The 25,709-nt window shown below is 70.8% G+C and carries 31 protein-coding genes; 30 read left to right on the top strand and 1 reads right to left on the bottom strand.

Annotation, left to right across the window (positions count from 1 at the left end; all coding sequences use genetic code 11):
• Positions 1 to 73: 73 nt before the first annotated feature.
• From ACFVYR_RS36020 to tgmC, 25 genes are all read left to right on the top strand, one after another.
• The gene (locus ACFVYR_RS36020; RefSeq protein ID WP_384262035.1) at positions 74 to 670 is read left to right on the top strand and encodes an ATP-binding protein; all 597 of its coding nucleotides are present in this window, start codon (positions 74 to 76) and stop codon (positions 668 to 670) included.
• Positions 558 to 1,463 carry a DUF6415 family natural product biosynthesis protein gene (locus ACFVYR_RS36015; protein ID WP_384261986.1) on the top strand — a complete coding sequence of 302 codons (906 nt, stop codon included), beginning with the start codon at positions 558 to 560 and terminating at the stop codon, positions 1,461 to 1,463. Before ACFVYR_RS36020 ends, ACFVYR_RS36015 begins: the two co-directional genes overlap by 113 nt.
• 32 nt (positions 1,464 to 1,495) lie before the next feature.
• On the top strand, positions 1,496 to 1,921 hold the full coding sequence (locus tag ACFVYR_RS36010) for a hypothetical protein (RefSeq protein ID WP_384261983.1): 426 nt from the start codon (positions 1,496 to 1,498) through the stop codon (positions 1,919 to 1,921).
• Between the two features lie 489 nt (positions 1,922 to 2,410).
• Complete coding sequence (locus ACFVYR_RS36005; RefSeq protein ID WP_384261980.1) at positions 2,411 to 2,857, top strand: hypothetical protein; 447 nt, start codon at positions 2,411 to 2,413, stop codon at positions 2,855 to 2,857.
• A complete protein-coding gene (locus tag ACFVYR_RS36000) occupies positions 2,850 to 3,152 on the top strand; it encodes a hypothetical protein (protein ID WP_384261977.1) in 303 nt (100 codons plus the stop codon). Before ACFVYR_RS36005 ends, ACFVYR_RS36000 begins: the two co-directional genes overlap by 8 nt.
• A gap of 326 nt (positions 3,153 to 3,478) precedes the next feature.
• Positions 3,479 to 3,679, top strand: a complete 201-nt coding sequence (locus ACFVYR_RS35995) for a DUF5999 family protein (RefSeq protein WP_384261975.1) — start codon at positions 3,479 to 3,481, stop codon at positions 3,677 to 3,679.
• On the top strand, positions 3,676 to 4,290 hold the full coding sequence (locus tag ACFVYR_RS35990) for a hypothetical protein (protein ID WP_384261973.1): 615 nt from the start codon (positions 3,676 to 3,678) through the stop codon (positions 4,288 to 4,290). The genes ACFVYR_RS35995 and ACFVYR_RS35990 overlap by 4 nt, the downstream gene beginning before the upstream one ends.
• A gap of 204 nt (positions 4,291 to 4,494) precedes the next feature.
• Positions 4,495 to 6,018: a hypothetical protein gene (locus ACFVYR_RS35985; protein WP_384261971.1), complete on the top strand. Its 1,524-nt coding sequence runs from the start codon at positions 4,495 to 4,497 to the stop codon at positions 6,016 to 6,018.
• A gap of 43 nt (positions 6,019 to 6,061) precedes the next feature.
• Positions 6,062 to 6,538, top strand: a complete 477-nt coding sequence (locus ACFVYR_RS35980) for a roadblock/LC7 domain-containing protein (RefSeq protein ID WP_384261968.1) — start codon at positions 6,062 to 6,064, stop codon at positions 6,536 to 6,538.
• Positions 6,539 to 6,552: 14 nt separating this feature from the next.
• Positions 6,553 to 6,906, top strand: coding sequence for a DUF742 domain-containing protein (locus tag ACFVYR_RS35975; RefSeq protein ID WP_384261966.1), 354 nt, complete (start codon positions 6,553 to 6,555; stop codon positions 6,904 to 6,906).
• Complete coding sequence (locus ACFVYR_RS35970; RefSeq protein ID WP_384261964.1) at positions 6,884 to 7,522, top strand: ATP/GTP-binding protein; 639 nt, start codon at positions 6,884 to 6,886, stop codon at positions 7,520 to 7,522. The genes ACFVYR_RS35975 and ACFVYR_RS35970 overlap by 23 nt, the downstream gene beginning before the upstream one ends.
• Positions 7,519 to 8,061 carry a GAF domain-containing protein gene (locus ACFVYR_RS35965; RefSeq protein ID WP_384261962.1) on the top strand — a complete coding sequence of 181 codons (543 nt, stop codon included), beginning with the start codon at positions 7,519 to 7,521 and terminating at the stop codon, positions 8,059 to 8,061. The genes ACFVYR_RS35970 and ACFVYR_RS35965 overlap by 4 nt, the downstream gene beginning before the upstream one ends.
• 54 nt (positions 8,062 to 8,115) lie before the next feature.
• Positions 8,116 to 9,354: an acyl-CoA dehydrogenase family protein gene (locus tag ACFVYR_RS35960; RefSeq protein ID WP_384261960.1), complete on the top strand. Its 1,239-nt coding sequence runs from the start codon at positions 8,116 to 8,118 to the stop codon at positions 9,352 to 9,354.
• Between the two features lie 248 nt (positions 9,355 to 9,602).
• On the top strand, positions 9,603 to 10,217 hold the full coding sequence (locus ACFVYR_RS35955; protein ID WP_384261958.1) for a hypothetical protein: 615 nt from the start codon (positions 9,603 to 9,605) through the stop codon (positions 10,215 to 10,217).
• 160 nt (positions 10,218 to 10,377) lie between these two features.
• On the top strand, positions 10,378 to 11,061 hold the full coding sequence (locus ACFVYR_RS35950; protein WP_384261956.1) for an HAD family hydrolase: 684 nt from the start codon (positions 10,378 to 10,380) through the stop codon (positions 11,059 to 11,061).
• A gap of 72 nt (positions 11,062 to 11,133) precedes the next feature.
• Complete coding sequence (locus ACFVYR_RS35945) at positions 11,134 to 11,739, top strand: hypothetical protein (RefSeq protein WP_384261953.1); 606 nt, start codon at positions 11,134 to 11,136, stop codon at positions 11,737 to 11,739.
• 564 nt (positions 11,740 to 12,303) lie between these two features.
• A complete protein-coding gene (locus ACFVYR_RS35940; protein WP_384261951.1) occupies positions 12,304 to 12,840 on the top strand; it encodes a hypothetical protein in 537 nt (178 codons plus the stop codon).
• A 183-nt stretch (positions 12,841 to 13,023) separates the two neighbouring features.
• Positions 13,024 to 14,382, top strand: a complete 1,359-nt coding sequence (locus ACFVYR_RS35935; protein WP_384261949.1) for a tetratricopeptide repeat protein — start codon at positions 13,024 to 13,026, stop codon at positions 14,380 to 14,382.
• The gene (locus tag ACFVYR_RS35930; RefSeq protein ID WP_384261946.1) at positions 14,379 to 14,849 is read left to right on the top strand and encodes an ATP-binding protein; all 471 of its coding nucleotides are present in this window, start codon (positions 14,379 to 14,381) and stop codon (positions 14,847 to 14,849) included. The genes ACFVYR_RS35935 and ACFVYR_RS35930 overlap by 4 nt, the downstream gene beginning before the upstream one ends.
• A gap of 9 nt (positions 14,850 to 14,858) precedes the next feature.
• Positions 14,859 to 16,544: a tetratricopeptide repeat protein gene (locus tag ACFVYR_RS35925; RefSeq protein ID WP_384261944.1), complete on the top strand. Its 1,686-nt coding sequence runs from the start codon at positions 14,859 to 14,861 to the stop codon at positions 16,542 to 16,544.
• Positions 16,545 to 16,656: 112 nt separating this feature from the next.
• Complete coding sequence (locus ACFVYR_RS35920) at positions 16,657 to 17,124, top strand: DUF6082 family protein (RefSeq protein ID WP_384261942.1); 468 nt, start codon at positions 16,657 to 16,659, stop codon at positions 17,122 to 17,124.
• A gap of 2 nt (positions 17,125 to 17,126) precedes the next feature.
• Complete coding sequence (locus tag ACFVYR_RS35915; RefSeq protein ID WP_384261939.1) at positions 17,127 to 17,612, top strand: hypothetical protein; 486 nt, start codon at positions 17,127 to 17,129, stop codon at positions 17,610 to 17,612.
• A gap of 1,034 nt (positions 17,613 to 18,646) precedes the next feature.
• A complete protein-coding gene (locus tag ACFVYR_RS35910; protein WP_384261937.1) occupies positions 18,647 to 18,913 on the top strand; it encodes a putative ATP-grasp-modified RiPP in 267 nt (88 codons plus the stop codon).
• 4 nt (positions 18,914 to 18,917) lie between these two features.
• Positions 18,918 to 19,901 (top strand): ATP-grasp ribosomal peptide maturase, encoded by a 984-nt coding sequence (gene tgmB / locus ACFVYR_RS35905; protein WP_384261934.1) that lies wholly within the window; start codon positions 18,918 to 18,920, stop codon positions 19,899 to 19,901.
• A complete protein-coding gene (gene tgmC, locus ACFVYR_RS35900; protein WP_384261931.1) occupies positions 19,898 to 21,094 on the top strand; it encodes an ATP-grasp peptide maturase system methyltransferase in 1,197 nt (398 codons plus the stop codon). Before tgmB ends, tgmC begins: the two co-directional genes overlap by 4 nt.
• Positions 21,095 to 21,164: 70 nt before the next feature.
• Here tgmC and ACFVYR_RS35895 read toward each other — a convergent pair whose 3' ends face one another.
• Entirely contained in the window at positions 21,165 to 21,299 is a 135-nt protein-coding gene (locus tag ACFVYR_RS35895; protein WP_384261928.1) for a hypothetical protein, read from the bottom strand.
• Between ACFVYR_RS35895 and ACFVYR_RS35890 the strand changes: the two genes are divergently transcribed.
• The 5 genes from ACFVYR_RS35890 to ACFVYR_RS35870 form a co-directional block, all read left to right on the top strand.
• Positions 21,289 to 21,801 carry a TauD/TfdA family dioxygenase gene (locus tag ACFVYR_RS35890; protein ID WP_384261925.1) on the top strand — a complete coding sequence of 171 codons (513 nt, stop codon included), beginning with the start codon at positions 21,289 to 21,291 and terminating at the stop codon, positions 21,799 to 21,801. The two genes, ACFVYR_RS35895 and ACFVYR_RS35890, sit on opposite strands and share 11 nt — an antisense overlap.
• A gap of 47 nt (positions 21,802 to 21,848) precedes the next feature.
• Positions 21,849 to 23,060 (top strand): hypothetical protein, encoded by a 1,212-nt coding sequence (locus ACFVYR_RS35885; protein WP_384261922.1) that lies wholly within the window; start codon positions 21,849 to 21,851, stop codon positions 23,058 to 23,060.
• Between the two features lie 114 nt (positions 23,061 to 23,174).
• The gene (locus ACFVYR_RS35880; protein ID WP_384261920.1) at positions 23,175 to 24,404 is read left to right on the top strand and encodes a hypothetical protein; all 1,230 of its coding nucleotides are present in this window, start codon (positions 23,175 to 23,177) and stop codon (positions 24,402 to 24,404) included.
• Between the two features lie 102 nt (positions 24,405 to 24,506).
• Positions 24,507 to 24,875 carry an AMP-binding protein gene (locus tag ACFVYR_RS35875; RefSeq protein ID WP_384261917.1) on the top strand — a complete coding sequence of 123 codons (369 nt, stop codon included), beginning with the start codon at positions 24,507 to 24,509 and terminating at the stop codon, positions 24,873 to 24,875.
• Positions 24,839 to 25,709 (top strand): AMP-binding protein (locus tag ACFVYR_RS35870; protein WP_384261914.1); only part of this gene is annotated, 871 nt, incomplete at its 3' end. The genes ACFVYR_RS35875 and ACFVYR_RS35870, both read left to right, overlap by 37 nt.

Raw genomic sequence — 25,709 nt, 5'->3', positions numbered from 1 at the left:
CCTCGGTTCGCCTCGCTGACACGTGCGGCTCGCCAAAGCAAGTCGCCTGTCACCCGTCTCAAATGGCAGCGAAATGGCACTCCCATGGCGCATCCGTGCCACGCAGGACACGGAATCCTTGAAAGCGGCGCTGGTCCGGTCAGCAGAGCCCACGCCTGCCCAATGGTGCGAGATCCGTCATGCGCGCCAGCGACACCGCACTCCCCCACACCGCCCACCCGGGAGGTACCCGATGAGTCCCGTCCCAGCCGTCGTTGCTGAAGGTATGAAGCCGATGTCACAGCCGACGGACAGCTTTCATCGCACCATCGCTCCGGAGCCCGCTCGCGTTGCGGAGATACGGCACGATCTCGCTGAGCAGATGTGGAAGTGGGCGGTGCCCGCTTGGCTGGCGGGGGACGCGGTGCTCGTTCTGTCCGACCTGGTGACGAACGCCGTCGTGCACGGCGAAGGGCCCGTCCACGTGACGATGCGGCCGGAACACACGGGTCTGCGCATCGAGGTCACCGACCAGAGCACAACCGCCCCGGCGATGCACCCGGGACCTGCTGGTGCCGATGACGTGCACGGCCGAGGCCTGTACCTCGTTGATGCCTTCTGCGACGTCTGGGGCATCAAAGACGACGGCAAGACCATATGGGCCTGCTTCTACGCCGTCGGGAGATCATGACGTGGTACGACCCTTCATGGCGATAGCGAAAGCCGGGCGGCTGACCCGGAAGACCAGGGTGGCAGCGGTGCCTGTCCCTGCGCACACCCTTGACGGACCAACCGGCGCTGCTCTCCGGGAGCGCGCTACTTCCACTCCTGCCGTCGGACGCTCGTTCGTGGTGGCGATGCAGGAGACCGTATCCCTCGTCCTGGACGAGGGATCCCCGGTCCCCGAGACCGATCAGGACGTCCGCGACCTGGTGCTCCGGCTGCGGGGCCACCTTGCGCAGCTCGGCCCGGCACTCGACAGCCCTGCCAGGCCCCTGGCCGAGGCTCTCGATGAGGCCCGGGCCCTGGCTGGGGATGAATTGCCGGAGGGCTTCATGCCATCGCGGGTGTACCTCCGTGCCCTTGCATTGCGTGTCCAGGCGGTCGTGGAGGAACTGCTGCGGCCGAGGCCAGCGACTGCCGAGGCGGTACGAACGCCGGATGCGCCACCTGCCCTACCTGACGTAGTCGAATGCGTTCCTGACCGCGCGGAGATCGAGAGGGAGGCGGCGGCCTCGGTTCCCTGGCTCCGTCGGTGCTGGTCTACCGGAGGCCAGAGTTCGAACCCAGCACGCGTCGAGCGGGGTTCGCGTCACCGGGTCTCTGTGCTCGCCGCCGCTCTGGTGGCCGTCGTTCTCCGGTGGATAAGGCGCTTGGGGCCGCTCCGGCCGCAGCCCATGCAACGGTTGGTCGCCCTCGATGAAAGCCGGTTCATCCAGGTGTGCCGCCAGTCTTCCGCTGTGCGCGGGGGTGCCCAGCGATGACCACTGCTACTTCGCCCCTTGGCGTAACCGAGATGGAAGTACGCGTACTGCAGTGGGCGGCCGACGGCCTGACCGCACGCCAGGCTGCGCGAGACTGCATACTCAGGCCACAGACTCTGCGCGCTTATCTGTACCTGGCCGGGCGGAAGTTGGGTGTACGCAAGGAGCTTCCTACCGTCGGTGCCGCTTACGCATTCGAGGTCCTTCCGGAACCTCCCGCGGAGACGGGTGATATCCGCCTTACTCAGCAGCACGCCCGGCTGCTCCCCTTGGTCATCCAGGGCAAGACCTATGCCCAGATGGCCTTGCTGGTGGGCCGGTTTCCGGCATCTGTCGGTTATGACTTCCGCAAACTCACGGGCGTCCTGCAGGCGGCGACTCGTCCGCACCTGGTCACCCGCCAGTTGCAGTACCGCTTCGTGACCGTGGAGGAGGAGGTGCGCACGTGGCTGTCCTGACCCGTCAAGTACCGCTCGCCTGCGCCTATTTCGCGAGGCGGCCGCGGGTCTACGTCGCCGTCATCGCCGCAGGGCACAGCCCGCCCGCACACAGGTGATCCCCGGCTTGGGGCCTCCCTTCGGGGTCGTCGGACCGTCCACACGCGGGCAGATGCCGAGACCAGCTACGACGAGGGAGGTGGCGCCTGCCGGCGTCCCGTCCGTGCTCTGTGGGGGAGCAACCGGACGGCCCAACCCCCTTCGATCCCGCCGACGACGTGCCCGGCCACGCGTCGTCCATGCGGTGACCGATCGAAGGGGCCTGTGCCGCCGCACCCCTTGCATGCGGGCGAGGTGTGCAGCGGCCGATAGGCCGCCGCCCAGTCAGGTATGGGCGGCGGCCACACCGCACGGCCCCGCCCGCCCGGCGGGTGGGTCGGACTCCCTGCCGGGGCCCAACTTTCGGATCCACTGTCCTGTTTCCTGACCGGAGAGCTGATGATTCCCCTTATGAGCAGCCGCCATTGCTGGCGGCTCAGCGGCGGAGAGACACCGCTGCCTGATCTGGTGCCGCGCGAGACGGATATGGTCCGGGTCGGCTGGGGTCTCGGTATGGCCAGCATCGACGCGATGATCGATATCGGGGAGCCCGTCGGACCACTACTGTGCTGCACACTTCATAAACGGCTGCTTGTGCCGGTCGTATCGGGTACGGCGTCCTGGTGGAGTGCGCCGCACTCTGATTATGGCCGCGGGCGTATGCTGCACTGCTCCCTTCAGGGCCCCGAATCCGTCTGCGTGGGCCGCCGGTTCTGGGTTTTGCCGCCCGAGCCCCGGGTCTATGCGACCACCGATCCGCAGCGCCTGTACGACAGCCTGGGCCTGACGCGCACCCAGTTGCGGCACACCACCCGTCAAACGGCGGGGGCCGGACCACGGGTGGTATGCCATGTCTGATCACAGCGGCACACACAACCACCCGGGCGTAGAAACGGCGCCCCCGCGACAGCTCGTCGAGCAGGCTCTGGTATTGGGCCTCCGCAGCGTTGACGACCTGCCAGTTCTGGCGTTCAGGCTGGGGGTCATCGAGGGAATCCCCGGGTACGCGTCGCTCCTGAGCGACGTGCTGCACACCGCGGTCGAACGGATGCCGCGGGAGTGGGATCTGCGCCGGCGCGTGCAGACAACGCTCGGTGAGGACACCGGCGGCTCACGGAGCGGGTGCTTCACAAGCGGCGCCGAGCCGCCGTAAGGACGCAGAACCTGGCTCGCCTGGGCGGGGTGCTCCTCCAGGCCGTACGTGTGGCCGATGTTGAGGCGGGCCACAGCCTGAGTCCTCCTGCGCGGCTATGAGCCTTCACAGACTGGGCTTCCTCTGACCTCGTGAACGCCGTGTCCCCCGCACGGACGCAACCGAGGCGACCGCGGGAGGAAGCGGCGCTCCCGTAGCCCGGCGCACGCGGGAGGCGCCCCTGCCGCCGCCACTGCCTGCGGTGAGCGGCGGCCGGCCACACCCTCTTCTGCAACGCCCGGCCCGACGCGCCTCCCTGCCCCCGACCCTTGAGATAGGTCATTGTGATGTGTCCGCACGAGACCCCGTGCCCATCCGCTGATTCCTCCGACCTGGATGCCGCGCTCCCTACCGCGAGCCACCCGGAACAGGGCTGGAGCCTGCTCTGCAACGGCGTCCTGCTCTTCGAGGACACCGGCAAGCTGCTGCCCGACGGCAGCCTCGTGGCTCCGTGCCGTCCCGCTGGGATGACGGGAGCGGCCGCGTGAACACGGTCCACGAGCGCGCTGTCCCCTACGTCACCGTACGAGAGGGGGAGGAAGCAGCCGCCCACGCCCATCTGCCACTTCGCACGGCGTTCACCCGCTCCGACTCCGGTGTCATGTGCCTTGGCTACTGGGACGAAGAGCCCGAGAACCGGGACATGCACGACGTCCTGTGGACGCGCACCTCCCAGTCACTCGGGCAGCGCGAGGACATGCTCAAGCTCAAGTGCCAGGACTGCGGGCAGGCCGCGCGGACACCCGAAGGCCTTCTGTTCCCGGTGAGCAAGGAGAACGGTATGCCCAGCGCTACCAGCGCCGGCATCCACACCGACCAGCCGCCAGTCTGCCGGCAGCACGCGGCCGCTGCCGCGAAGAGCAACCCCGAGCTTGTTGAGCACGGGTATGTCCCCGTGCGGGCGCAGAGAGCCCGCATGTGCGGCGTCATCGGAACGCCCTACATCCTCACCACTGACGGGTTTGAGGCATTGGAACCCCCAACACGCCCATCCCCTACGGGCATCCCGAGCTGCACTGGGTCGCGGCCTCCCGGCTCGTCCGCGCTGCTCTCCTTCACGGTCATCGACCTGGCGCAGGCTCAGGAGGGTGACAGGTGACGGGCCGCCCGGTCCCGCTGATGGCGGGGAGAGGCAAGCGGCGGACCGGTGGGTTCGCGGCGTACTCGTCGGCGACACCGAGCGCCCGTCCGCCCTGTACGAGCCCCGCCCCGCCGGCGGCAGCCGACCGGGCTGGCTGCCCTTTGCCCGGCGCCCGCTCGGTCCGGTGCTCCCCTACCCGTCATACATCTCTTGAGGAAATCCATGTCTGAACACAAGGCCCCCGACCTGTCCGGCTCCGGGATCCAGCACCACGACGCTGCGGTCCCGTTCTCGCAGTCCGTGGTCGGTGGAAGCGTGAGTGCGGCAGCGGTGGCCGCGGCGTGGGGTGCGGAGTCGCTGAACGTCGTGCCGCCAGCGCTCGCCGTTGCTGTGGCGGGTTGTGCGGTGGGCGGCCAGATCGGCTGGGCCGTTCTGCGCAGCCGGAAGGCGGAACGTGCACAATCCGAACGCGAACGGCTCGCCCGTGCCCGGCATGCAGAGACGGTGGCAGCCCTGGTGAGCGAACGCGATACGGCGGTACGCGCGCTCGAGGAGGTGCTTCGGGTAACGGCCCAGGGGCGCCAGCATCTGCAGTGGGCGCTGGAGGAGGTCACGCAGGGCCGGGCGGAGGCCCGCTTCACCCCGGCCGAGGCGCCGCGTCCCACCGGTGACCTCCGGCACGACGCGTTGGCGGCGGTGGCGCACAGTCTCACGGAGGCCTGGCAGACGGTGATGACGGGGGCCGTGCGCACACAGCAGTCGTTCGATACCAAGGCAGAGCTCGCGGAGATCCTCAAGACGGTGGCCCCACGGCTCCTGACGCTGGTCACCCGCGGCCTCCACCGGTCGCTGGGCGCCCAACGGATGGTGGAAGACCCGGACTTGCTCCAGGAGCTCTACGTCATCGACCACCTCTTCGCCCAGCTGCGCCGCGCGTCCGAGAGCCTTCTGGTCCTGAGCGGCAACTCTGTCAACCACAAGAGCAAGGCTCTGGGCATCCGCGACCTGCTACGCCGAGCGGTCTCCGAGATCCCCGAATACCACCGGGCCCGCCTGGGGCAGTTGCCCTCGACCCAGGGTGTGGTCGGGTATGCGGTTCCCGATGTCACCGAGATCGTGGCCGCGCTGACGCAGAACGCCACGGACTACTCCAGCGACAAGGTGGAAATCCACGCCCACCTGAACCGTGAGGGACTCGTCATCGAGATCCTCGACCGCGGCGACATCATGTCGGCGGAGAAGCGGGCGACGCTCAACCGGCTCTTGGAACGTCCCGATCTGGAAAACCCCCTGGCCCGTCTCCGCGAGGGCCAGACCGGCCTTCTGGTGGCCGCGCTCCAGGGCCACCGCCACCACATTCGTATCCACCTGCAGCCGAACCTCGTCGGGGGCACCCGAGCGGTGGTCGCTGTTCCCAGCAAGATCCTGGTGGAGTCCCCCGAGGTGGCATCCCGGCCCGTCTGGTCGACGTCTCCTGCTCCAGGCAGCACCGCCCCCGCCGCGCCTTCCCCCACGCCGCGGACCAGCACCTCTGGGGAGGTCTCCCCTGCGGCTTCGGTGTCCTCCGCCCAGGGCACGGAGCGAGCACCGTCCCGTGCCCTTCCTGCCTTGCCCCAACGGACCCGTCCGGTGGCAGCCGCCCCAACGCCGGCGCCGGAGGACCAGCTCCCGCCCAGGGAGCCCACGGCCGACCTGATGGCGAGCTTCCAGGCCCGCCAGGGCCGGCCGGCGGCACACACCGATTGAGCCAGCCCATGCCCGGGCCCACCCTTCGAGCGACAGGAACATCATGCACAGCGATCACGGTATGGAGCACAGCCGCGCAGTCACCGACCAGGCCCAGCGCAGCAGGGCACGCGCCGAACTGGACAGGCAGCTCAACCGGCTGATGAACGACATCCCCGGAGCCGAGAAGGCCCTGCTGGGGGCGGGAGACGGTCTCAAGCTGTCTCACACCGCGATGCCCCAGGATGACGCCGACCGGATGGCCGCCACCATTACCGGCATGCTGTCGCTGGCCCAGCACCACTTCAAGGACCGCAACGGCCGCACCCGGCAGGCTATCTACGAGCACGACGGCGCCTACCTGTTCGTCATACACGCCGGACTCGAGGGCGCGGACCTTGAGAACACGGTGCTGGCGGTCGAGGTGTCGATCAGCGCCGATGTCGGTCTGGTGGGCCACCAGATGAAGAGGTTCATCAGGCAGTTGCAGGAGAGCCTGGTGATCGCCGCACGCCACCCCAACTTGTCCCCCCAGCAGTGATCCAGGGCGGCAGGATGCCGATCACCGACCCGGCACTGGGTGATGTACGCCCGTACGTGCTCACCCAGGGACGCACCCGCCCCCGGCACGCCCTGGACCTGATCTCCCGCCTGATCCCCGGCGAGGCCGACCCGCTGCCGTTCATGCCCAGCGCAGAGCACAGCGCGTTGGTGGACCTGTGTCGCGACTCCGCCTTCTCGGTGTCCGAACTTTCGGCGCGTCTGGGACTTCCAGTCCAGGTCACCAAGGTTCTCCTCGGCGACCTCATCGACAGCGGAGCCCTCAGGCTTCTCAACCCTGCTGGCCCCACCGACCCCGAAGCCCACTTGATGGAGAAGTTGCTCGATGGCCTGCGCTACAGACTCTGACACCGCACCGACCGACCCCGGCCCCATTCCCCGGTATGAGCTGAAGGTTGTGGTCACCGGTGGGTTCGGCGCTGGGAAGACGACCACCATCGCCTCCGTCAGTGAGATCGACATCCTCACCACCGAGGCCGGTCTCACCACGGCCGGAGCAGGCGTCGACGATCTCAACGGACTCTCGAACAAGACGACCACAACGGTCGCCATGGACTTCGGACGCATCACCTTTCCCGAGCAGGACATCATCCTGTATCTCTTCGGCACGCCGGGCCAGGAACGATTCCAGTTCATGTGGGACGAACTCGGCCGGGGCGCGGTCGGCGCCGTCGTCCTGGCCGACACCCGGCGCCTGCGCGACAGTTTCGTCGCGATCAACTGGTGCGAACATCTGCGCCTGCCGTTCGTCGTCGCCGTCAACCGGTTCGACGACGCACTTCCCTATGAGCCTGACGAAATACGCCAAGCCCTGGACCTTGACGCGCACGTACCGCTCATGGTGTTCGACGCCCGGGAGCGGTCCTCGGCCTGGAAAGTGCTGTACGCGCTGGTCGAGCACAGCCTCCAGCAGCACAGCATCCGACAGCACAGCCACCCCTCAGCCTCTGGAGCCACAGGATGACCCTCTCCGAATCTGGCCTCTTGTTCCCCGAAGCGCCGCATGCCCCCGACCGCGACACACTGCTGCGCGACCTGGGCCTCACCGGCCCGGACCCGGATCTCGACGCCTTCGCGCAGCAGATGGCTCACGAGGCCGGTGTGCCCTACGGCATGGTCAACATCTTCCGCACCCAGCAGCAGTGCTTCGACGGCCTGTGCACGCCCGGCGAGGACAGCGAACTGCCCACGGTCGGGCGCAGCATGGCACTGACCGCTGGATTCTGCCCCGAGGTCGTCGAGACGGGGCTGGCCCGTGTACACCCGGACCTCTACGCCTCCCGTGATCTGGCGTCCAACGAGGTCGTGGACATCCTGGACGCCCGCACCTACGCCGGAGCTCCGCTGATCCACGTCGGCCACGTCCTGGGGACCGTCTGCTTCCTGGGACCGGAGCCCCGCGGTCAGGAAACCGGCAGGCCGACCCTGCACATGATCAAGTCCAAGCGAGACGAGCTTCTGGTGATGCTCCTGCGCCGGTCCGGCTTCAACGTCCGCCAGTGATACCCGGCTCCCCGCCATGCCGCCTCGGACCACCCCCGACAGGAGGAGACACCGTTGCTGACTACGAACAGCCTGACGCCAAGGGAGCACGAACTTGACTCTGCCGTCACCGAGTTCGCACGGACGGTCATCGCTCCGCGCGTGGCGGTGATGGAAGCGCGGTGTCGGCCCGAACGCGACTTGGTGGACCAGATCGCGCAACAGGGCTGGGTCGGGGTGACCATCAGCCCCGACTACGGCGGGATGGGGATGGGCCACAGGGCCAAGACGATGATCCTGGAGCGACTGTCCTACATCAGCGGGGCCGTGGGGGCTTCCGTGCAGGCGTACCAGCTGGGCTCGTCTCTGATCATTCAGCACGGCAACGATGCCCAGAAGCGGCACTGGCTGCCGAAGATCGCGCGGGGCAAGTGCCTGCCAACCATCGCGGTCACCGAGCATGCTTCGGGGAGCCAGATAGACGGCATTGCGGAAACGACGGCCCGGCGCGAGGGCGACCACTACCTTCTTTCCGGCCGCAAGGTCCTGGTCGGCGGAGCCCGCGGAGCGACGCTCCACGGAGTGCTCGCCCGAACTGCCCCAGGAGACAACGGTCTGACGATGTTCCTGGTGAAAGCCGACCAGCCCGGCGTCCGTGCCGGTACGCACGTACCCGGCCTGGGGCTTCGCGGATTCTCTTTCGACGACATCCACTTCACCAACTGCAGAGTCCCCCTCTCCCATCGGCTAGGCGAGGAGGGCCAAGGACGGGACATCGCCCTGGACTCCAGCCTCTGCTACGGACGGCCCAACTTGGCCGCCGTCGCCCTGGGACTCCACCGCGCCATCTGGGACACCACCCGGCAGATGACCCAGCGCCGCCCCCGCTACGGCAAGCCTCTGCACCACCTGCGCAACGTCAAGCTGGACCTCGGCCGCATGCACTCGCGCCTGCTGGGCGCGGAACTCGCCCTGTACACCGCGGCGGGGGCCCTGGACGCAAACGGGGGCATCGGGTACCTGGACAACCGTCACGAGCACGATCCTCTGCTGTGCCACGCCAAGCTTTACGGCATCGAGGCGCTGCACGATTCCGCTGCGGCTGCTCTCCGGCTCCACGGCGGACATGGCCTGAAGTCCGGGCAGCGCATCGAGCGGCTCTTCCGTGACGCCTGGTGCCTCGAGCCCCCCGCAGGCACTAACGATGTCCAGGCGCTGCTGCTCGCGCGGCAGGCACTGCAGGAGCAGGAAACCCCGGAGGCTTCCTTCACACCCGGCGCCGCCGGGGCGCACGCCACTGGACCTGCCTCGTGACTCCGCCAGCCTCAGCCACCGTTGCTTCCGGCCGCGCACACGGCACGGGGTTCGCCGCCTACCCACCCGACCGCTCGGTCCGCGACCTACACGCCCCGCGAGGCCTGTCGACCTCCAACGCCAGCGAAAGCACGGTGTGCCCCGCGCTTCCTGGTCCGGGCGCTTCGCCCGCCTCACCCCGCACTGCGGCCCCACAGCCTGACCGGCCCCGGCCGACGCTGCCCCAGCTGAAAGGAAATGCGCAGCCCATGACCACCATGTACCACGTACGCCCCCTGACCTCCGGCGACGAGAACGCCGCCTGCCGACTCGTGGATGCGCGTGTCTACCAGTCCATGGAGACCAACCAGCCGTGCAACACCCGCGATCTGGGTGCGGCCATCCATACCGGTGGCAAAGGGCTCATAGCTTTCTGCTCCGACGGTGAACTGCACGGCCTGCTCTTCCTGGACTATGGCCCCCTGCCCGGCCACTGGCCCGACGCCCACCGCGCCGTGCCCAGCCTGCGGATTGTGTCCGCCTGCACCCGCGCCGGCCAACGCCGTCTGACCGGTGCGCTGATGACGTGGTGGGCCCGCGACTTCGCCGCCCGCTCGGGCCTGGAACAGCTCTGTCATGAGGTCCCCGTGGACACCCGCGGTGCGCACACCCGGCTGGTTACCCACCTGACGCGGTCGTGCGGCTGGGAGACCGCTTCCGGAGCCGACCGCGTCGGGGACCGGTACGTACGCCTGATGTGTACCGCGCTCAGAGACCCCGACATCACCCGTCTGCTGCGCTGTGACGTGCCGGTCCCGGCCCCGGCCCGCCCCGGCCCGGCCCCGGGTACGAACGCCGTCCCCGCTTCGGCGGGTGCGGCGTAGCCCGCACCCTCACCCCGGCGCCAGCATCCCTCACGAGCCGTTCCTCTCCCCCCACCGGGCAAGGCGACAGCTCCCCCACCTAGGCCATCTGCGGCAACAACCGCCTGGTCGCCAGCGCTTCCCCTCCCTTCCCTTAGTTCATGGCCCGGAGCTGCCCGCCATGCCTGCCCCCTCACGCATCATCTTGCTCGACCTGGACGGCACACTCACCGACCACGACCGCGCCTTCAGCGACTGGTCCGCCGAGTTCAGTGCGGACTACGACATTCCGCTGGAACAGATCCTGGAGGCCGACCAAAAGCACCCCACACGCCACGAGTTCTTCCACGCCTTGCGCACCGCCTTCCGGCTCCGCCCGTCCGTGCTGAGCCTGATGGACGACTACCGGATCCGCACCGCCGAGCTGGTTCCGCATCGGCCGGAGGTGTGCCAGGCCATGGGGCGGCTCCGCGCCGAGGGGTGGGCGCTGGGCGTGGTCACCAACGGCACCCCGGATGCTCAGCGGCTCAAATTGGACGTCGCCGGTCTCAGCGCCTACTTCACGAGCGTCGTCATCTCGGGCGCGTTCGGCGTTCGCAAGCCGGACCCCGCCTTGTTCCGCCTGGCGCTGGATGACCTGGAGGCCGACGCCTCGACCCCGGCCGTCATGGTCGGGGACCTGCTCGACACGGACATCGCGGGCGGCAACGCGGCCGGACTGACCACCGTGTGGATCAAGGGAGATCAAGAGCGCACCGCCCGGGACCCCGCCCCGACGCACACGGTGGTGACCGTGATCGAGGCCGCTGAACTGCTGCTGTCCGGACCCCTGTCCGCCCCGCCGCGCCACCTCACCTCGACGTAGCACCGCCGGGCCTCATGAGGCCCGCGGCGCACCCCAGACTTCCGTTCGCTGACCACTTCCCAGGACGTCGCCATGACCACCGGCACCATCTATCAGATCCGCCCTCTCGACCCCAGCGAGCGCATCGCCGCGTTCTCCGTGGCCGATGCACGCTCCCGCTGGCTGGACCGGCGTTGCCTGCCCCGCAACACCCGGGCCATCCGGGATGCCGTCCGCCAGGACGCCGACGTCGTGGCGTTCTTCGAGGACGACGATCTCGTGGGCCTGCTGCAGCTCCACCGCACCCCGGCACTCGAGCACTGGAGCGCGGAGCAGCGGGCCGAGGCGACGTTGCTGGTCTCCGCCGCCTGCGTCATCCCGGGCCGCACCGATTACCCGGGCCGGCTCATGACGCTGTGGGCGCGCGACTTCGCCGCCCGCCTGGGACGCCAATGGGTCCGCGCCGAGGTTCCCTCGCCTCCCGGCGGGGAGACTGCGCGGCTGCTCACCTACCTCCGAGAAGCATGCGGATGGCAACGCGTCAACGTCCACACGACCGTCACCCACCTCACCGCCACCTCACCCACCTCATCAGTGGTCCTCATGCAGTGCCCGGCCGAGGAGATACCCAACCTGTCCGCCCTGATCAGCAGCACGGTCTCCCTGGCGGAGCAGACCGTCACACCGGCGGCGCCATGACCAGGCCCACCGCGCAGGAGTCGGCCGACCGGTTGAAAGCCCTGCTCGCCCCCTCGTGGCACCGCCTCTCGCGCAACCAATTTGCCCAGGCCATCACCCTCCTGGCCGAGGCCATCGCCGCTAACGGCCCGGTCATCGCTCGCCGCCCGCTTGAGGACACCGAGCTGGCCCAGCCCCGGCGGGCGCCTACCTGGTCGGTGGCGGCTGCGCGCAGGGCCGCGAGGGAGAGCGGGTGGTGCTCTTCGCCGACTCCACCCGCAGCACCCGCCTCGCAGCCGCCACCGGCCTCCTGCTCCGCCACACCGACGAGGCCCGGCGTCGTGTGCGCGTGGAGACCACCGTGCTCATCGACTACGAGTGCACAGCACACGCTGCCGCGTACGCGGCCTGGCGCACCCAGGCCCGGTTCGCGCTGCCGGGCTCCCCCGGCGCCCCGGCACTCGCCGTCCGGCGCCCGAGCCCCGCCGTGCGGGCGGGTGCGATTTGGCGACCTGCGCGCATACGAGGGAGCGCTCCTTCCTTCGTGCCGCTACCCCCCTTTTCCGATCGACGTCCGGAGATCCCATGCCTGTCACCGTGCCCGCCGTCCGCGACAACGTGCGCCTCGCGGCCGGCCCCGCCCCAGCCGCCACGGAGGGCCTTCCCTCTTTACCCGCGGCCGCCGCAGCCGTCCTGCAGGTCGCCCGCGATCTTCTGGTTATCCGGGGGTGGACTCCGTATCTCCAGCGGCCCGACGACGTCGTGACCGGGGTGCCGGCGTGCACGATCGGCCAAGCGATCGAGAGCGTGACCGGGACGGACCGCACCGGCATCCCGCATCAGCTGCGCCGTGCGGCGCTGGCCCGACTGCATGCCGTCCTGTCCGAGGGCCGCCCCGCCCACCACGGCGTCACTGACGTCGGGGTCTGGGAGAAGGTCGACGGGCGCACCCAGAGCGAGGTCATGGCCCTGCTCCACCGGGCCGCCGCTGCGCCCCTCGCGCCGTCACCCGCCGGGCTCGAGGGCCCGCCCGCGCCCGCGCAGGCCGAGCATCGCGCCGTGCGCGACGGTTCGGGCCGTATCCACCGCGTCCGCCCCGGGGCTCTGGAGTGCGTCCAGTGACGATGACCACGCTCACGCTGGGGATTGCGGAACCGCTGGTGACTCTCCTGCTTCGCCAGCTGCTGGCCTCCTGGCCACCGGGCGCCCGCAGGTACACCGGTCCGACGGCCACGTTCTACGAGGGGCCGCTGCGTCTCCCCGCTCACCACGCCGGGCGTGCCGCGGCGCCGCAAGGGGTGCGCGATGACCGCCCATGAGATCAGCGGATCCGCGACGGTGTCCGGCAGTAAGCCCCGCACTCACTCCAAGGACCGTGTCCGGATGGGCATCACCACCGCTCTGTGCGCGACATACGCGCGCCTGGACGCGGACGCGCAGCGCCTGTACCGGCAGCTGGGGCTCCTGCCGTCCGACGACGTCGACCCGGACATGGCGGCCGCCGCCTGCGCCATCCACGAGGCCGATGCCGCGTGGCGGCTGGAGGTCCTGGCCGACGAACAGCTGCTGGAACCGCTCGCCGACGGCGGACATCCCGCCCGGCCCGTGCGGTACCGAATGAGCACCGCCGCCCGGGAGCACGCCTGCGACCTCGCCGCCCAGCAGGACTCGGAGCAGGACCGTCGGGATGTCCGGCGACGGCTGTGCGTGTGGATGCTCCAGATCGCCACCCACATCCAGTTCCGGCTCACCCCGGCCCAGGCCACGCTGCGCCGCACCACCGAAGAGCCCCCGGCGCCGGTCCGCCTCCCCTTCGACGACGACGCCGGGGCGCTGGCCTGGCTGGACTCCCACCAGCACAACCTCCTCGGCATCCTGCGCGCCGCGGAGAGCGCCGGATGGCACGACACCCTCTGGAGACTCACCGACGCCTGGTGGCCGCACTTCCACTTCCGCCACCCCTACACCCTGTGGGCCGCCGCACACGAGATGGGGCTGTCCGCCGCCCGCTGCGCGAACAACCCCGCCGCGCAACGGCAGCTGCTTGCCTCGGGAGCCGTGGGCCTGGCCGGAGCGAGCCGCTGGGACGCTGCCGTCGACTGGTACACCCAACTGCTGGCCGCGGCCCGTGACAGCGCGGACGTGCGCGACGAAGGACAGGCCCACCTGGGGCTCGGCCGCTGCCACCTGCAGGCCGGACGCCCGCAAGAGGCCAAGGAACAGCTCGCTCACGCCATCGCCCGGTGGCAGCAGTGCGGCTACCGACGCGGCATCGGCCTGACGCTCATCGTGCTGGGAGAAACTGCACTCGCCCAGGGAATGCCCGACGAGGCCTTGGCCTGGCTCGAACGGGCCTGGACGCTGCTGCTGGACGTCAACGAGCCCTACGAAGCGGCCCGCGCGCTCGTCCTGCTCGGCCACGCCCACATTCTCCTCGGCCAGAGCGCCACGGGCATCACCGAGATGGAAACGGCCCTGGAGATCATCACCGCGACCGGCAGCATCCCCTGGCAGGTGCGCACTTGGGAGCTGCTGGCCGCAGCCCATCAGGCCGCCGGTGACTGCGAGCGCGCGCTGCACTGCTACCGGCGCAGCGCGGAGCTGTACGACCTCATCCGCCCCACCCATGCCGAGCGGCTGCGACAACTGGCCCAGGCGCGATGACCAGCACGGTCGGACCGGACCCGCACCGTACCGCCGTCACCAACTCGCTGGGCGACAGCACGGTTTACGGAGCCAGCGTGCAGGCCGGAACCATCACGGACCTCACGGTCCACACCCGCCACGAGCCCCGCTACGAGCCGCCACCGCCTCTTCAGGCACCCCCGGTCCCCCCGGCATGGGTGGATCGCGAGCAGGAGCTCGGCACCCTGCTGCCGCTCGCGGACACCCCGCACCGGGCCGGGATCCGCATCATCGCGCTGTCCGGCGGCGCCGGGATCGGCAAAAGCTCGCTGGCCGCCCGCCTCCTCAACGACCTGCACGGCAGCTATCCCGGCGGGCAGCTCTATGTGAATCTGCGCAGCTACGAACCCGAAGATCCGCGCTCCGTCACCGACACGCTGGGACAACTCCTGCGGGCCCTGCGCTCGGGACCCCTGCCGGCGGCCGAGGACGAACTGGCGGCCTAGTGGAGATCCATGACCGCCACACGAGCCCCCTTGTGCCTGCTGGTCGACAACGCCTCGGACCCAGCGGCCCTGCGGCGGCTGCTCCCCGGCGGACGCGGCCACCTGGTCCTGGTCACCAGCCAGAAGCCGCTGGCCGACCTCGCGGGCGACGGCGCGGACCTGTACGCACTGGGTCCCCTGCCACCGAGCGCGGCCTACAGCTATCTGACCAACTGCCTGGGCCAGGCCCGGCTGACGGCCGAACCCGAACCGACCGATCGCCTCATCGCGCTGACCGCCGGAGTGCCGCTGGCGCTGTGGCTGACCGTCGCCCAGCTGGCCCGCCACCCCGACCGGCCCGTGGCCAGCGTGGTCCGCTCGCTCCTGGAGAGCCAGCGCCGCGCCACCGCCTCCCCCACTGCCCCTCGTCTCACCGGAGTGATCGTGAGCCCCCACCTCGATACGGCCTACGCCGAGCTGTCGCGGGATGCCGCCCGCTACTACCGCTACCTCGCGCTCCTGCCCGTCCACGACATCGACGCGTCGCTGGCCGATGCCCTCACCACCGGTGGACGGCACGACGCCTCCTCCGTCCTGTCCGCTCTCGCAGCGGCACACCTGCTGGAAGCGGCCCCGCCGCACGACCTGCGCGGCGCCGTCTACCGCTGGCCCTCCGCCGAGGTCCGCGAACACGCACGTCAACGCGCGCTGGCCGAGGCCACCGACGGGGAAACAGCCGAGGTCCTGCGCCGGGCTCTTGGCTGGGCACTCACTGCGGCGGCCGCCGCCGATGCACTGGTCACGCGGAGCCACAGCCAGTCCCTGCCCGACCCGCGCCCCCGGCCTGGATTTACGACGCCCTTCCAGGACAAGGCCGCCGCCTTGTCCTGGCTGAAGGCCCAGGCCGCCAATCTGCTGGCACTGATCCGGGCCGCCCACGGCGCCGGAGAGTACGAGCTTGCCTGGCGCATCACCTGGGCTCTGTGGCCCTGGTGGCGGGCGGACAAACGCTACGGCGAGTGGATCGAGATCCACCGGCTCGCCCTGGATGCCGTCCAGCGCTGCCAGAACCCGGCCGCCGAGCTGCGGATCCTCAACACCCTGGGGCTCGGGCTTCGCGGAACCCGGGACCTGGACGAGGCCATCGGCCACTTCCAGCAGGTGCGCGAGCGGGCCCGGCACCTGAAGGACCGGTACATGGAAGCGCAGGCGCTGCACGAGCTCGGCTGCACCTACGTCGAGGCCGACAAACTGCCCAAGGCCCGGCCGTTCCTCCGCGAGGCCAGCGAGATCCGGCTGGACCTGGGCTACACCCGGGGGGTCGCTCTGACCGACATCATCCTGGGCCAAATCGCTTACCAGCTGCATGACTTCGGGCAGGCCAGCCGTCTGTTCTCCGATGCCCGCGCCACACTGCTCGACGAGGACGATCCGCACGATGCCGCCCGCGCCTTGGCCTGGCGGGGCCGCGTCAGCACCTTCATGGGAGACATCGCCACAGCCGAGGACACCCTGCGGGCCGCCCACGACGAGTTCCTCACGGTCCAGGCCCCGAACTGGGCTGCGCGCACCCTGGAATGGCTCGGAGAGGCGGCGCAGCGCGACAACCGCATCCCCGACGCGATCACCTGCTACACCCAGGCCCTCGACCGCTACCAGCTGCTCGATGCCCGTGACGCCGAACGCCTGCGCACACGGCTCCGCGACCTTTCCTGAGATCGCCCCCGTACCTGGGGCGAACGGCCGCTGCCCGCTACGCGGCAACCCGCCGACGGGCCCGTTCCCCTTTCCCGCTCTCCCTGTCCACCCTCAACCCTGTGAGCCCACGATGAGTACATCCGCTCTTCCCCTGGCCGCGGCCATCACCGTCGCAGCCGGCGCCCACTTCGCCCAACGCCACTGGCAGCACCGCCAGCTCCTGGAACTGGCGGTCCACCAATCCCACAGCCGCATCCTCCAGATCGCCGTGACGCATCCCCACCTGGACCCGGTCTGGGAGAAGAGCTTCCCCGAGCACGTGACGCAGGAAGAGGCTGCAGGGCTGCTGATGTGTCAGATGTGGGTTGAACACTGGCGCCTCGGCCTCAACCTCGGCGTTTACACGCCCAACCTGATCCGGCACAACGCCGCAGCGTTCATGACCGATCCCCTCGCCCTCAAGATGTGGGGGCTGTCCCGGGGCAAACGCGCGGCGCAGGCCCGCAACGTGCACGACCGCCAGCACGTCGCCCTGCTCAACGACGCCTACGTCCAGGCCGGCGGCCCCCACAAGTACGCCGACCTGGAAGGGGTCTGACCGTGCCTGCGATCACCCCCCCCCGAACCGGGACCCCCTTCGAGGACACCGCCGCACCGGTCAACCGCCACCCGGAATGGATACGCCCCGGCTCCGTGGGCCGCGTACCCAACGGCACCTACTTCCAGGCCGCCCGGGTCGCGCACGCCGACGCACGACGGGCTCTGCAGGCTGACCCCGGGCTGCTGTCCGCACCGGTGATCTGCAGCAACGCCGGCGGCCACCTGATCTTCCTGCTGCCTCCCCACGCCAGCAGAGACGACTGGGACGTGCCGGGAACGCGCTTCCTCCGCGACGGCGTATCCGTCGAGATCCCGCCCGTCGGTGCCGTGCACGGCCCCGACATCCACTGGCTCACCCGGCCCGAGGGGCACCAGGCCCTCGATCCCGCACGTCTGCGCGGAGCCCTGACCGGCACTCCGTTCGTGCCGCCGCGCAGGGCCCCGGCCCGTCGAACGCGCCGGGCCAAACCCCGCGCCACGCCCTAGCTCTCACCGGATTCACCCCGGGGCTGACGCCCCCTCTCGCCCAGCAAGTTGAGCCCACCGACCAAGCAAGGAGTTCAGCGTGACGTCTGTCCGTCCACGCACCTGCGGAGTACGGATCCGTGTCACCCTCCGCCTCGACCAGCTGCTCCTCGCCGAGCGCCGCGAAGCGCCCGGCATCCCGCGCCGCACGGTCATGTGTGCGCTCGCCCAGCACAACGGAGACCCCCATAGGGGGATCGGACGCAGGCTGGTCCCCGAGGGCGGCGCGGTCTGGGCCCACTGGGCTGACGGACAGGAGCCGAGCTGCCACGCCCGCACGGCCTGCGGCATCTCCGGCCCGGCACCTGACCAGCGGTGCGGCCTGTACACCGCCCACCCCGGGGACTACTCGTTCCACCTCGATACCCTGCGCGAAGATCCACTACGGGAAAAGCGGATCGACGCAGCGCTGAGCATCCTGGCCTCCGCCGGCCAGTACGACGAGCCCACGCTCGAGGACGCGGCCCACAACGCAACGCTGCTCACCTGGGACGACCTGCGCGCCCGCGGTATCTGGGCCAACCTCCCGGAATGCGACCAGGCCGCGGTGCACCGGTTACTGAGCCGCTGCGGCTCCGGCCAGGCGCTGCGTGCCGCCACGGCCGCAGCCCTGGCCCGGGACGTAGCGGAGCTGACACAGCTGTGGGCCCCGTCATCCGCCGGGCGCCTTGCCCACGGGGATGACGCCGCGGCCCTGCTCAAGGACCTTGAAGGGCTGCCCGCGCAGTGGCAGGCGCTGGTCCTGGGCAACCAATGCGCCCCCATCAGAGGGCTGTCCACGGCCAGGTCCGACTCCGAGCCGGCCACCGGCGTGCGTATTGCTTGTTCTGCCGGTCATCGCGTCTTACGCCCTCCCCGACCTCTGTCACGGAGCGTGGCATATCGCCACGGTTCGCGGCACCTACGGTACTGGTCAGGGCGGGCGCGAAAGGTCGATTCTGCTCAGGTGGTAGCCGCCCGGCTACTGCTTCGGCGCAAGGGGAAGGATTCTCTCTATGGCGACGCTTGCACCCCAGGTTCCGTGGGCGATGCGGCTGGTCACCGACCGGCTTCCGGTCGGCCCGCCGTCGTACGCTGCGGTGACGCTCGATCCGGCGACGCAGACCGCCCGCTACACCGACGCCGCCGGCCAGGTGGTGGAGATGCGCAAGCACGGCACCAGCAAGACGACCGGCACCGCTTCGATGTCCGGCGGCGGTGACGGGCAGAACCCGCAGCCACAGACGCAGGACGACAACACCACCGACTACGAGTCGGACTGATCCGATGACGGCTCCCCTAGTCCTGGTCATCACGTCCCTGGAGGACGTCACCGCGGACCGCGTGATCACCGCGCTGAACGAGCGTGAGGTGCCCGTCGCTCGCGTCGACCCGGCCGACATCGGGCCCGGCCTGGTCTTCGGCGCCCGCATCGGTGCCGGGGTGCCGGTGTGGGGCGGGCGGCTGCGGACGGCCAGCCGCGAGGTGGAGCTGGGGGAGGTGGCGGCGGTGTACTACCGCCGCCCCACCCCGTACGTCTCCCGCTTCGCGCACCTGCCCGTCCAGCAGGGCGACTTCGCCGCTGCCGAGGCCCGGCACGGGCTCGGCGGGGTACTCAACCACCTGCACGGCGCGACGTACGTCAACCACCCGTCTGCCGTGACGGCCGCGGATTTCAAGCCTTCCCAGCTTCAGCAGGCGGCCCGGCTCGGCCTGACCATCCCGCCGACCCTGGTCACCAACGACGTCGAGCAGGCCCGGAAGTTCGCTGCCGAGCACAGCCCGGTGATCTACAAGCCGTTCCGCGGCCTGCCGCGCGGCGCGGACGGGCACGCCGGCGCGATCTGGGCCCAACGCGTCGACCCGGACGCCTTCGACGACTCCCTGACGGTGACCGCGCACCTGCTCCAGGCGGAGATCCCCAAGACCGGCGACGTCCGGGCGACCGTGGTCGGACGGCGGGTGTTCGCCCAGCAGATCGCCGCGCCGGACGGCGCGCTGGACTGGCGCCGCGGCGACTGGGACGAGCTCCTGCACGCCCCCATCGGCGTCCCGGCCCCAGTGGAGGCGGCGCTGCACAGCTATTTGAGCGCGTTCGGCCTGGTTTTCGGCTGCTTCGACTTCGCCCTCACCGGCGACGGCGACGCGGCGGAGGACTGGGTGTTCATCGAGTGCAACCCCAACGGCCAGTGGGGCTGGCTTCCCGACGCCGGCGACATCACGACGGCGTTCGCCGACATCCTGAGCACGGAAGGAGGCGGAGCCCGATGATGCCCGCCGACCTGGAGACCGACGCCGCCCGGCTGCGCGACGCGCTGGCCAAGGCCCTCGCCGACGACGGCGTCCTTGCCGATCCCGGCTGGCGCCAGGCGGTCGAGACAGTGCCCCGGCACGCCTTCGTGCCCGGGTTCTACCTGCCCGCCGACGAGCGCGATCAGCAGGGCCTGACGGTGTGGGAGGCGGTCACCGCCGAGTTGGACTATGGCCGGTGGCTGGCCGCCGCGTACTCGGACACCACGCTGATCACCCAGTTCGACAGCGACGAGCCGGACTGGAAGGCCCCGGCCACCCGGCACGGGGGGGCGCCGACCTCGTCGTCCACGCTGCCGTCGCTGGTGGTGCGGATGTGGGCGGACGCGGACGTGCAGGAAGGGCACACGGTGCTGGAGATCGGCACCGGCACCGGCTACTCCACCGCGCTGGCCTGCGAACGCCTTGGCTCCGCCGACGTCACGTCCATCGAGGTCGACCCCCACCGGCTCGACCAGGCCGCCGCCGCGCTGTACTCCCTGGGGTATACCCCGACGCTGGCTGTGGCGGACGGGTTGTACGGGTACTGGCCCGAAGCGTCGTTCGACCGGATCGTGGCCGCCTGCTCCTTCCGCGCCGTCCCCCCGGCGCTGCTCGCGCAGGCGCGGCCGGGCGGGAAGATTCTGCTCACCCTGTCCGGCTGGCTCTACGGATACGCCCGCGTCCTGCTGACCGTGAACGGCGACGGCACCGCCGAGGGGCAGTTGCTCGGCGGCACGGTGTCGTTCATGTCCGCCCGTACACACGCGGCGCCGGCGTTCGGCAACCCCGCCCACTGGGCCGCCGGGCTCCCGGAGACAGGCCGGGCGGCCCGGCACAGCCCGGAGCGGATCACGGCCGCGACCGAGGAGGCGTTCCAGCTGCGGTTCCTCGCTCAGTGCGCCGCCTCGGACGCGCAGATGACGACCGTCGGCGATGTGGTGCACCTGGTCGACGTCGTCACGGGCTCCGCCGCCACCCTCACCCCCGTCGAGGGCTGGTGGGAGGTACGGGAGGGCGGTCCGGTGAAACTGTGGGAGCGGATCGAGCGCGTAATGTCCGCGTACGACGAGGCGGGCCGCCCGGGGCCGGAGGCGTTCACTCTGCACGTCTCCGACGACGGGCAGCACCTGCGGCACCCGCACCTGCCCGGCCTGCCGATGCCCCGGCCCTGACGGTCCCGCAGTCTCCAGCCGCCCGGACGGTGGGACGTGACGGACCTCCGGCCGGGCGCCTGGCCTTCTCTCACGGCTCGCGCGGCGCTGGCTGCGGGTCGCCGCACTCGGCGGCCAGGGCCTCGGCTCCGGCTCGCGCGGCCGTGGCACAGTCCTCGGCGTCCTGCGCGAGGTAGCGCGAGGACTCATCGCCCGTGGCGTCCACGAGCCGATGCAGCAGCCTCGCCCACCGCGCCAGCCTGATCGATCCGCTGACAGCTGGAACCAACGTCCTGGCGGTCGGCGGGTGGGAGATCTTCCTTCTGGACGCCTACACGCAGCTGCGCCGCCGCGACCCCGAGGCCACCCACCAGCTCACCCATGACGCCGTCTTGAAGCGCACCTCCACCTTCGCGGCCGATGCCTGGTCGTCCGGTCCTGCGTTCGCCGAGGAACGGCCCGGTGCGTGGACCACCCGCTACAGCCGCACCTCCACCGACACCTACCACGCACTGCCCGGCGCCGAGGACGCCCTGGCCCGGGCGATCGCGTTCATGGACTCCGCGGCCCGTGAAGGCAGCGCGTACCGCACCGACTTCACCCTGCGCGCGGGTCAGGCCCTGATCGTGTCCAACGCCCGGATCGGCCACGGTCGCACCGCCTACCGCGACGCCCCCGCCGTCCCCCGGCTGCTGCGCGGTCTGTTCACCGCCCGGCCGCGTGCCTGAACCGCCCCGTACGCCCGCTCCCCCACCTCAACGACGAAGGGCTGACCGTGCCACACCACCTCGCACCCCCCACTACCGGCGCCGCGCTGCTGGCTGAGGGGCTCGGTGTCCTGGCCGCCCACCAGGAGCGCGCCGAGCGCACCTTGAGCCTGGTGCCCGCGGAGAACCTGATGACGCCGCTCGCCCGGCTGCCGCTGATCGCGGACCTGTACGCCCGCTACCTCTTCGACGAGGACCCGAACCCGGCGACGGGCGAGTGGCGCTTCCCCTCCGCCAAGACAGGCGCCTGGCTGGAGAGCGGATTGGCCGTCCCGCTCCTAGCCCGCCTGATTGATGCCGAACACGTGAACGTGCGCCCGTTGTCCGGGCTGCACGCCATGGAGATGACGATCGCCGCCCTGGGCGGTGGGGCCAGCGGCACTCTGGCGTGCCTGGCCCCCGAGCAGGGCGGCCACTACGCCACGGCCGATGTCGCCCGCCGGCTCGGCCACCGTCCCGTATACCTGCCCGTTGGCGCCGGGGGACTGGACCTCGACGCGCTGGAGGGCTTCCTGTGCGAGCACCGGCCCGCACTGGTCTACCTCGACCAGTGCCATGTCCTCACCGCCCTGGACGCGGCACCGGTCGCGGACACCATCCGCCGGGCGGGCACCAAGACCTTTCTGCACACGGACATCTCCCACACGCTGGGCCTGGTGCTCGGCGGGGCCCTGCCCAACCCGCTCGACGCGGGCGCCGGAAGCATCTCCGCCTCCACGCACAAGACGTTCCCCGGCCCGCACAAGGGCATCATCGCCACCCGCGACCCAGCCGCGGCCCAGCAGGTCAAGGCCGTACAGCCGCAGCTGGTGTCCAACCACCAGCTCGGCGCGGTCGCCGCCCTGGGCCTGTCCCTGGCGGCCTTCGCCGACCAGGGCGCCGCCTACGCGCACACGGTCATCACGAACGCCCGCGCCCTCGGCAAGCACCTCGCGCAGAGCGGCTGGGAGGTGGCCGGAGCCGAGTTCGGCTACACGAACACCCACCAGCTGTGGATCACGACCACCCCGCACCTGGACGCCCGGGAGGCCGCGGCGCGCCTGTATGCGGCCGGGCTGCACGTCAACTGGCTCACCGACCTCCCCCCTCCCCCAGCCCGCGCTGCGCCTGGGTTTGGCCGAGGCCACCTGGCGGGGCCTGCTCCCGGCCGGCATGTCCCGTCTCGCGCAGATCATGACCGACGCCCGCGACGGCACCCGCCCGGTGCACGAACTCGCTGACCAGACAGCCGCGTTACGCCCGGCCCGGCCCTATCCGTATGTGCCGCAACTCGGCACGCAGGCGGTCGCGTCCGCGCAAGCAGTGATCCGGTCGGCGCTGGCGGAGGTGCCGCGATGACCGCCCTGATCGCCCCGATCACCGAGGACGCGCCGTGCGTGGCCGTCTACCGCGAGCTGCGCGACGATGTGCCCCGCTCCAGCGCGCAGATCGGCTACGGCTACAACCTCTACCCGGCCGCCCGGGCCACCCACCGCTTCCTGCACCGGGCGCTTGCCGTGTGCGCGGACCTGGGCCGGCTGCACGAGTACGGCACCGTGCACGATGCGCACGATCGTGCCCTGGCCGCGAAGCTCGCGGGCACCTACCTCGGGGTCCAACTGGACGGCGGGCAGGTCGTGTTCACCAACGGCGCCACCGAGGGGATCGGCCTGGTGACCCGCTGGCTGGCCGCCTGCGAGGCGGGCCTGATCCTGCCCGCGCCCTGCTACTACGCTTTTGAGCAGACCCCCCGTCGCTGGGGCGGCACCATCCAGGGCCGCTATCGGCACGACGGCCACCTCGCGGTGACCAGCACCGTCGCGGCGCGCACGGCGCTGGTGGAGATCTTCCCCAACGGTGTGACCGGTACCCTGTACTCCCCTCCCCCGGTGACGCCCGACTTTCGGGTCATCGACGTGGTGTTCCTGGCGGGCGGCGCCGCCGAGCAGCCCCACGCGATCACCGAGACAGTCCGCCGCAGGCTCGCGGGCACGGTCGCCGACACCGCCGTGCTGATGACACCGTCCAAGGACCTGTGCGTTCCCGGCATCCGGCCCGGGCTGCTGATCAGCGGCCACAGCTCCCTCATCGACGCGGTCCGCGATGACGTATTCGACCGGACCGCCTCCTCCAGCCCGCTGGCCGGGCAGCTCGTCCTGCTCTACTTGAGCGTGCTGCTGCTCGCCGAGGCCGCCCACGACCGCGACCCCAAGGCCTTCGCCCGCCGCTACCGCTGGCTCGTGCGCCAGTACGCCGGCCACGAGGTGCCCACCGTTCCCTCCGAGGGCGACTGCCGGGAGATCGTCGACCACCTGGACGCGATGAGCGGCCACTTCGCGCGCGGCTTCGACCTGCTGAGCGAACACGCCGCCGGTCTGTTGGAGATGGGTGATCACCTGCGGCCGGTCGCCGGGTACTCGCTCTGCCCCGTCTGTCCGCCGATTTCACCCGGCCCGAGGAGACCGTCGCCTGGGTCAACGCCGTCGGGCAGCAGTTCCAGCTCAAACTCAACCCTCATCTGCTGTTCGGCGGCACCAAGGAGTCCTGGCACACCCTGTATCCGGGGCCGCCCCGGATCCGGGTGAACCTCTCGGTCCCCCACCGGGACCTGGTCACCACGCTGGACCTGCTGCGCGAGGCGCACCGTGGTGTTGTCCTGCCGCTGCCGAGGGCGGAGGCGGCCTGAGATGAGCGAACTGACCCGCCTGCTCCAGGCCACCGCCGCCGCCCATCCCCGCCGCGTCGCGGTCACCGAGCAGGACCAGGTGTTCAGCTACAAGGAACTGTGGTCGGCGGCGGCCGCCACCGCGAGCCGCCTTCAGGCGGCGGGCCTTGGCGGGCGCCCGGTGCTGCTGGGCCTGCCGCCCGGCCCCCGCTGGATCATCGGGCTGCTCGGCACGTGGCTCAGCGGCGCCGCCGCGGTGCCCGTCGACGTGACGCATCCGGCCGCGCGGCTGTCCCAGATCGCTACCGCGTGCACGGCGGCCGGAGTCCTCACCGCCAACGGGCGCCCGCCGAAGTGGGCCGCCTCCCTCTCCCCCGTCCCGTTCCGGTAGCCGATGCCCCCGAGCGGCTGACGCCGCTGACAGCACCAGCCCAGGCAGCGGAGGTCAGTGAGGAGACGGTCGGCTGTATCTGGCACACCAGCGGCAGCACCGGCCTGCCCAAGCCGGTCCTCATCTCCCACCGGGCTCTGGCCTCCCGAGCTGCGGCCATCCCCCGGCTGGCCCGGCTCACCCCCACTGACCGGATCGCCCAGTTCACCGCGCCGTGCTTCGACGCCGTGCTCTGGGAGGTCTTCGGCGCGCTCGCCGCCGGGGCCCGGCTGCAGATCTCCGCACCGGCCGACCGCACCCCCGGGAAGGCCCTGCCCCGCTTCCTCGCCCGGTACGACATCACCGCCTTCACCTGCACCCCCGCCCACCTCGCGGCCGCCCCGTTCACCGAACTGCCCGCGCTGCGCCGCATCGTATGCGGCGGCGAGACCCTGCACCCCGCCCCGCTCGCTGCCTGGATCGCGCGCTACCGCGTGTCCAACGCCTACGGCCCGACCGAGGCGTGCGTGGATGCCGTGTTCGCCGAGCACATCTGCCCAGGCGAGGACCCCGCCCCGATCGGCTGCCCCCTGCCCGGCGTACGGGCCTGGGTCCTCGACGAGCAGCACCACCCCGTCGCCGAGGGCCAGCCAGGGGAGCTCTACCTCGGCGGCCAGGGCCTGGCCGAGGGCTACCTCGGCCGCCCGCAGGCCACCGAGGCGGCCTTCCTCCAGCTCGACCTGCCCGCCTCTGGCGGGCACTTAGAGGACATCTCATTTGGCGAGCCTGCGGTAACAGATGAGGGTGCAGGCGATGCTGGTGAAGGCCAGGAAGTGGTCGGCCTTGCGCTCGTAG

Origin of the sequence: Streptomyces sp. NPDC058284, assembly GCF_042881135.1 — a bacterium.
Classification (GTDB): domain Bacteria; phylum Actinomycetota; class Actinomycetes; order Streptomycetales; family Streptomycetaceae; genus Streptomyces.
This window is presented reverse-complemented; position numbering and strand designations above follow the sequence as displayed.

Bases quoted from the DNA above. Each gene is read 5' to 3' on its own strand.
- ACFVYR_RS35955 (WP_384261958.1), top strand. From the start codon at position 9,603: ATGACCACCATGTACCACGTACGCCCCCTGACCTCCGGCGACGAGAAC.
- ACFVYR_RS35985 (WP_384261971.1), top strand. From the start codon at position 4,495: ATGTCTGAACACAAGGCCCCCGACCTGTCCGGCTCCGGGATCCAGCAC.
- ACFVYR_RS35935 (WP_384261949.1), top strand. From the start codon at position 13,024: ATGACCGCCCATGAGATCAGCGGATCCGCGACGGTGTCCGGCAGTAAG.
- ACFVYR_RS35945 (WP_384261953.1), top strand. From the start codon at position 11,134: ATGACCACCGGCACCATCTATCAGATCCGCCCTCTCGACCCCAGCGAG.
- ACFVYR_RS35950 (WP_384261956.1), top strand. From the start codon at position 10,378: ATGCCTGCCCCCTCACGCATCATCTTGCTCGACCTGGACGGCACACTC.
- ACFVYR_RS35925 (WP_384261944.1), top strand. From the start codon at position 14,859: ATGACCGCCACACGAGCCCCCTTGTGCCTGCTGGTCGACAACGCCTCG.
- ACFVYR_RS35940 (WP_384261951.1), top strand. From the start codon at position 12,304: ATGCCTGTCACCGTGCCCGCCGTCCGCGACAACGTGCGCCTCGCGGCC.
- ACFVYR_RS35920 (WP_384261942.1), top strand. From the start codon at position 16,657: ATGAGTACATCCGCTCTTCCCCTGGCCGCGGCCATCACCGTCGCAGCC.
- ACFVYR_RS35930 (WP_384261946.1), top strand. From the start codon at position 14,379: ATGACCAGCACGGTCGGACCGGACCCGCACCGTACCGCCGTCACCAAC.
- ACFVYR_RS35995 (WP_384261975.1), top strand. From the start codon at position 3,479: ATGTGTCCGCACGAGACCCCGTGCCCATCCGCTGATTCCTCCGACCTG.
- tgmC (WP_384261931.1), top strand. From the start codon at position 19,898: ATGATGCCCGCCGACCTGGAGACCGACGCCGCCCGGCTGCGCGACGCG.
- ACFVYR_RS35975 (WP_384261966.1), top strand. From the start codon at position 6,553: ATGCCGATCACCGACCCGGCACTGGGTGATGTACGCCCGTACGTGCTC.
- ACFVYR_RS35980 (WP_384261968.1), top strand. From the start codon at position 6,062: ATGCACAGCGATCACGGTATGGAGCACAGCCGCGCAGTCACCGACCAG.
- ACFVYR_RS35970 (WP_384261964.1), top strand. From the start codon at position 6,884: ATGGCCTGCGCTACAGACTCTGACACCGCACCGACCGACCCCGGCCCC.
- ACFVYR_RS35965 (WP_384261962.1), top strand. From the start codon at position 7,519: ATGACCCTCTCCGAATCTGGCCTCTTGTTCCCCGAAGCGCCGCATGCC.
- ACFVYR_RS35875 (WP_384261917.1), top strand. From the start codon at position 24,507: ATGAGCGAACTGACCCGCCTGCTCCAGGCCACCGCCGCCGCCCATCCC.
- ACFVYR_RS36005 (WP_384261980.1), top strand. From the start codon at position 2,411: ATGAGCAGCCGCCATTGCTGGCGGCTCAGCGGCGGAGAGACACCGCTG.
- tgmB (WP_384261934.1), top strand. From the start codon at position 18,918: ATGACGGCTCCCCTAGTCCTGGTCATCACGTCCCTGGAGGACGTCACC.
- ACFVYR_RS35880 (WP_384261920.1), top strand. From the start codon at position 23,175: ATGACCGCCCTGATCGCCCCGATCACCGAGGACGCGCCGTGCGTGGCC.
- ACFVYR_RS35910 (WP_384261937.1), top strand. From the start codon at position 18,647: ATGGCGACGCTTGCACCCCAGGTTCCGTGGGCGATGCGGCTGGTCACC.
- ACFVYR_RS36010 (WP_384261983.1), top strand. From the start codon at position 1,496: ATGGAAGTACGCGTACTGCAGTGGGCGGCCGACGGCCTGACCGCACGC.
- ACFVYR_RS36000 (WP_384261977.1), top strand. From the start codon at position 2,850: ATGTCTGATCACAGCGGCACACACAACCACCCGGGCGTAGAAACGGCG.
- ACFVYR_RS36015 (WP_384261986.1), top strand. From the start codon at position 558: ATGACGTGCACGGCCGAGGCCTGTACCTCGTTGATGCCTTCTGCGACG.
- ACFVYR_RS36020 (WP_384262035.1), top strand. From the start codon at position 74: ATGGCACTCCCATGGCGCATCCGTGCCACGCAGGACACGGAATCCTTG.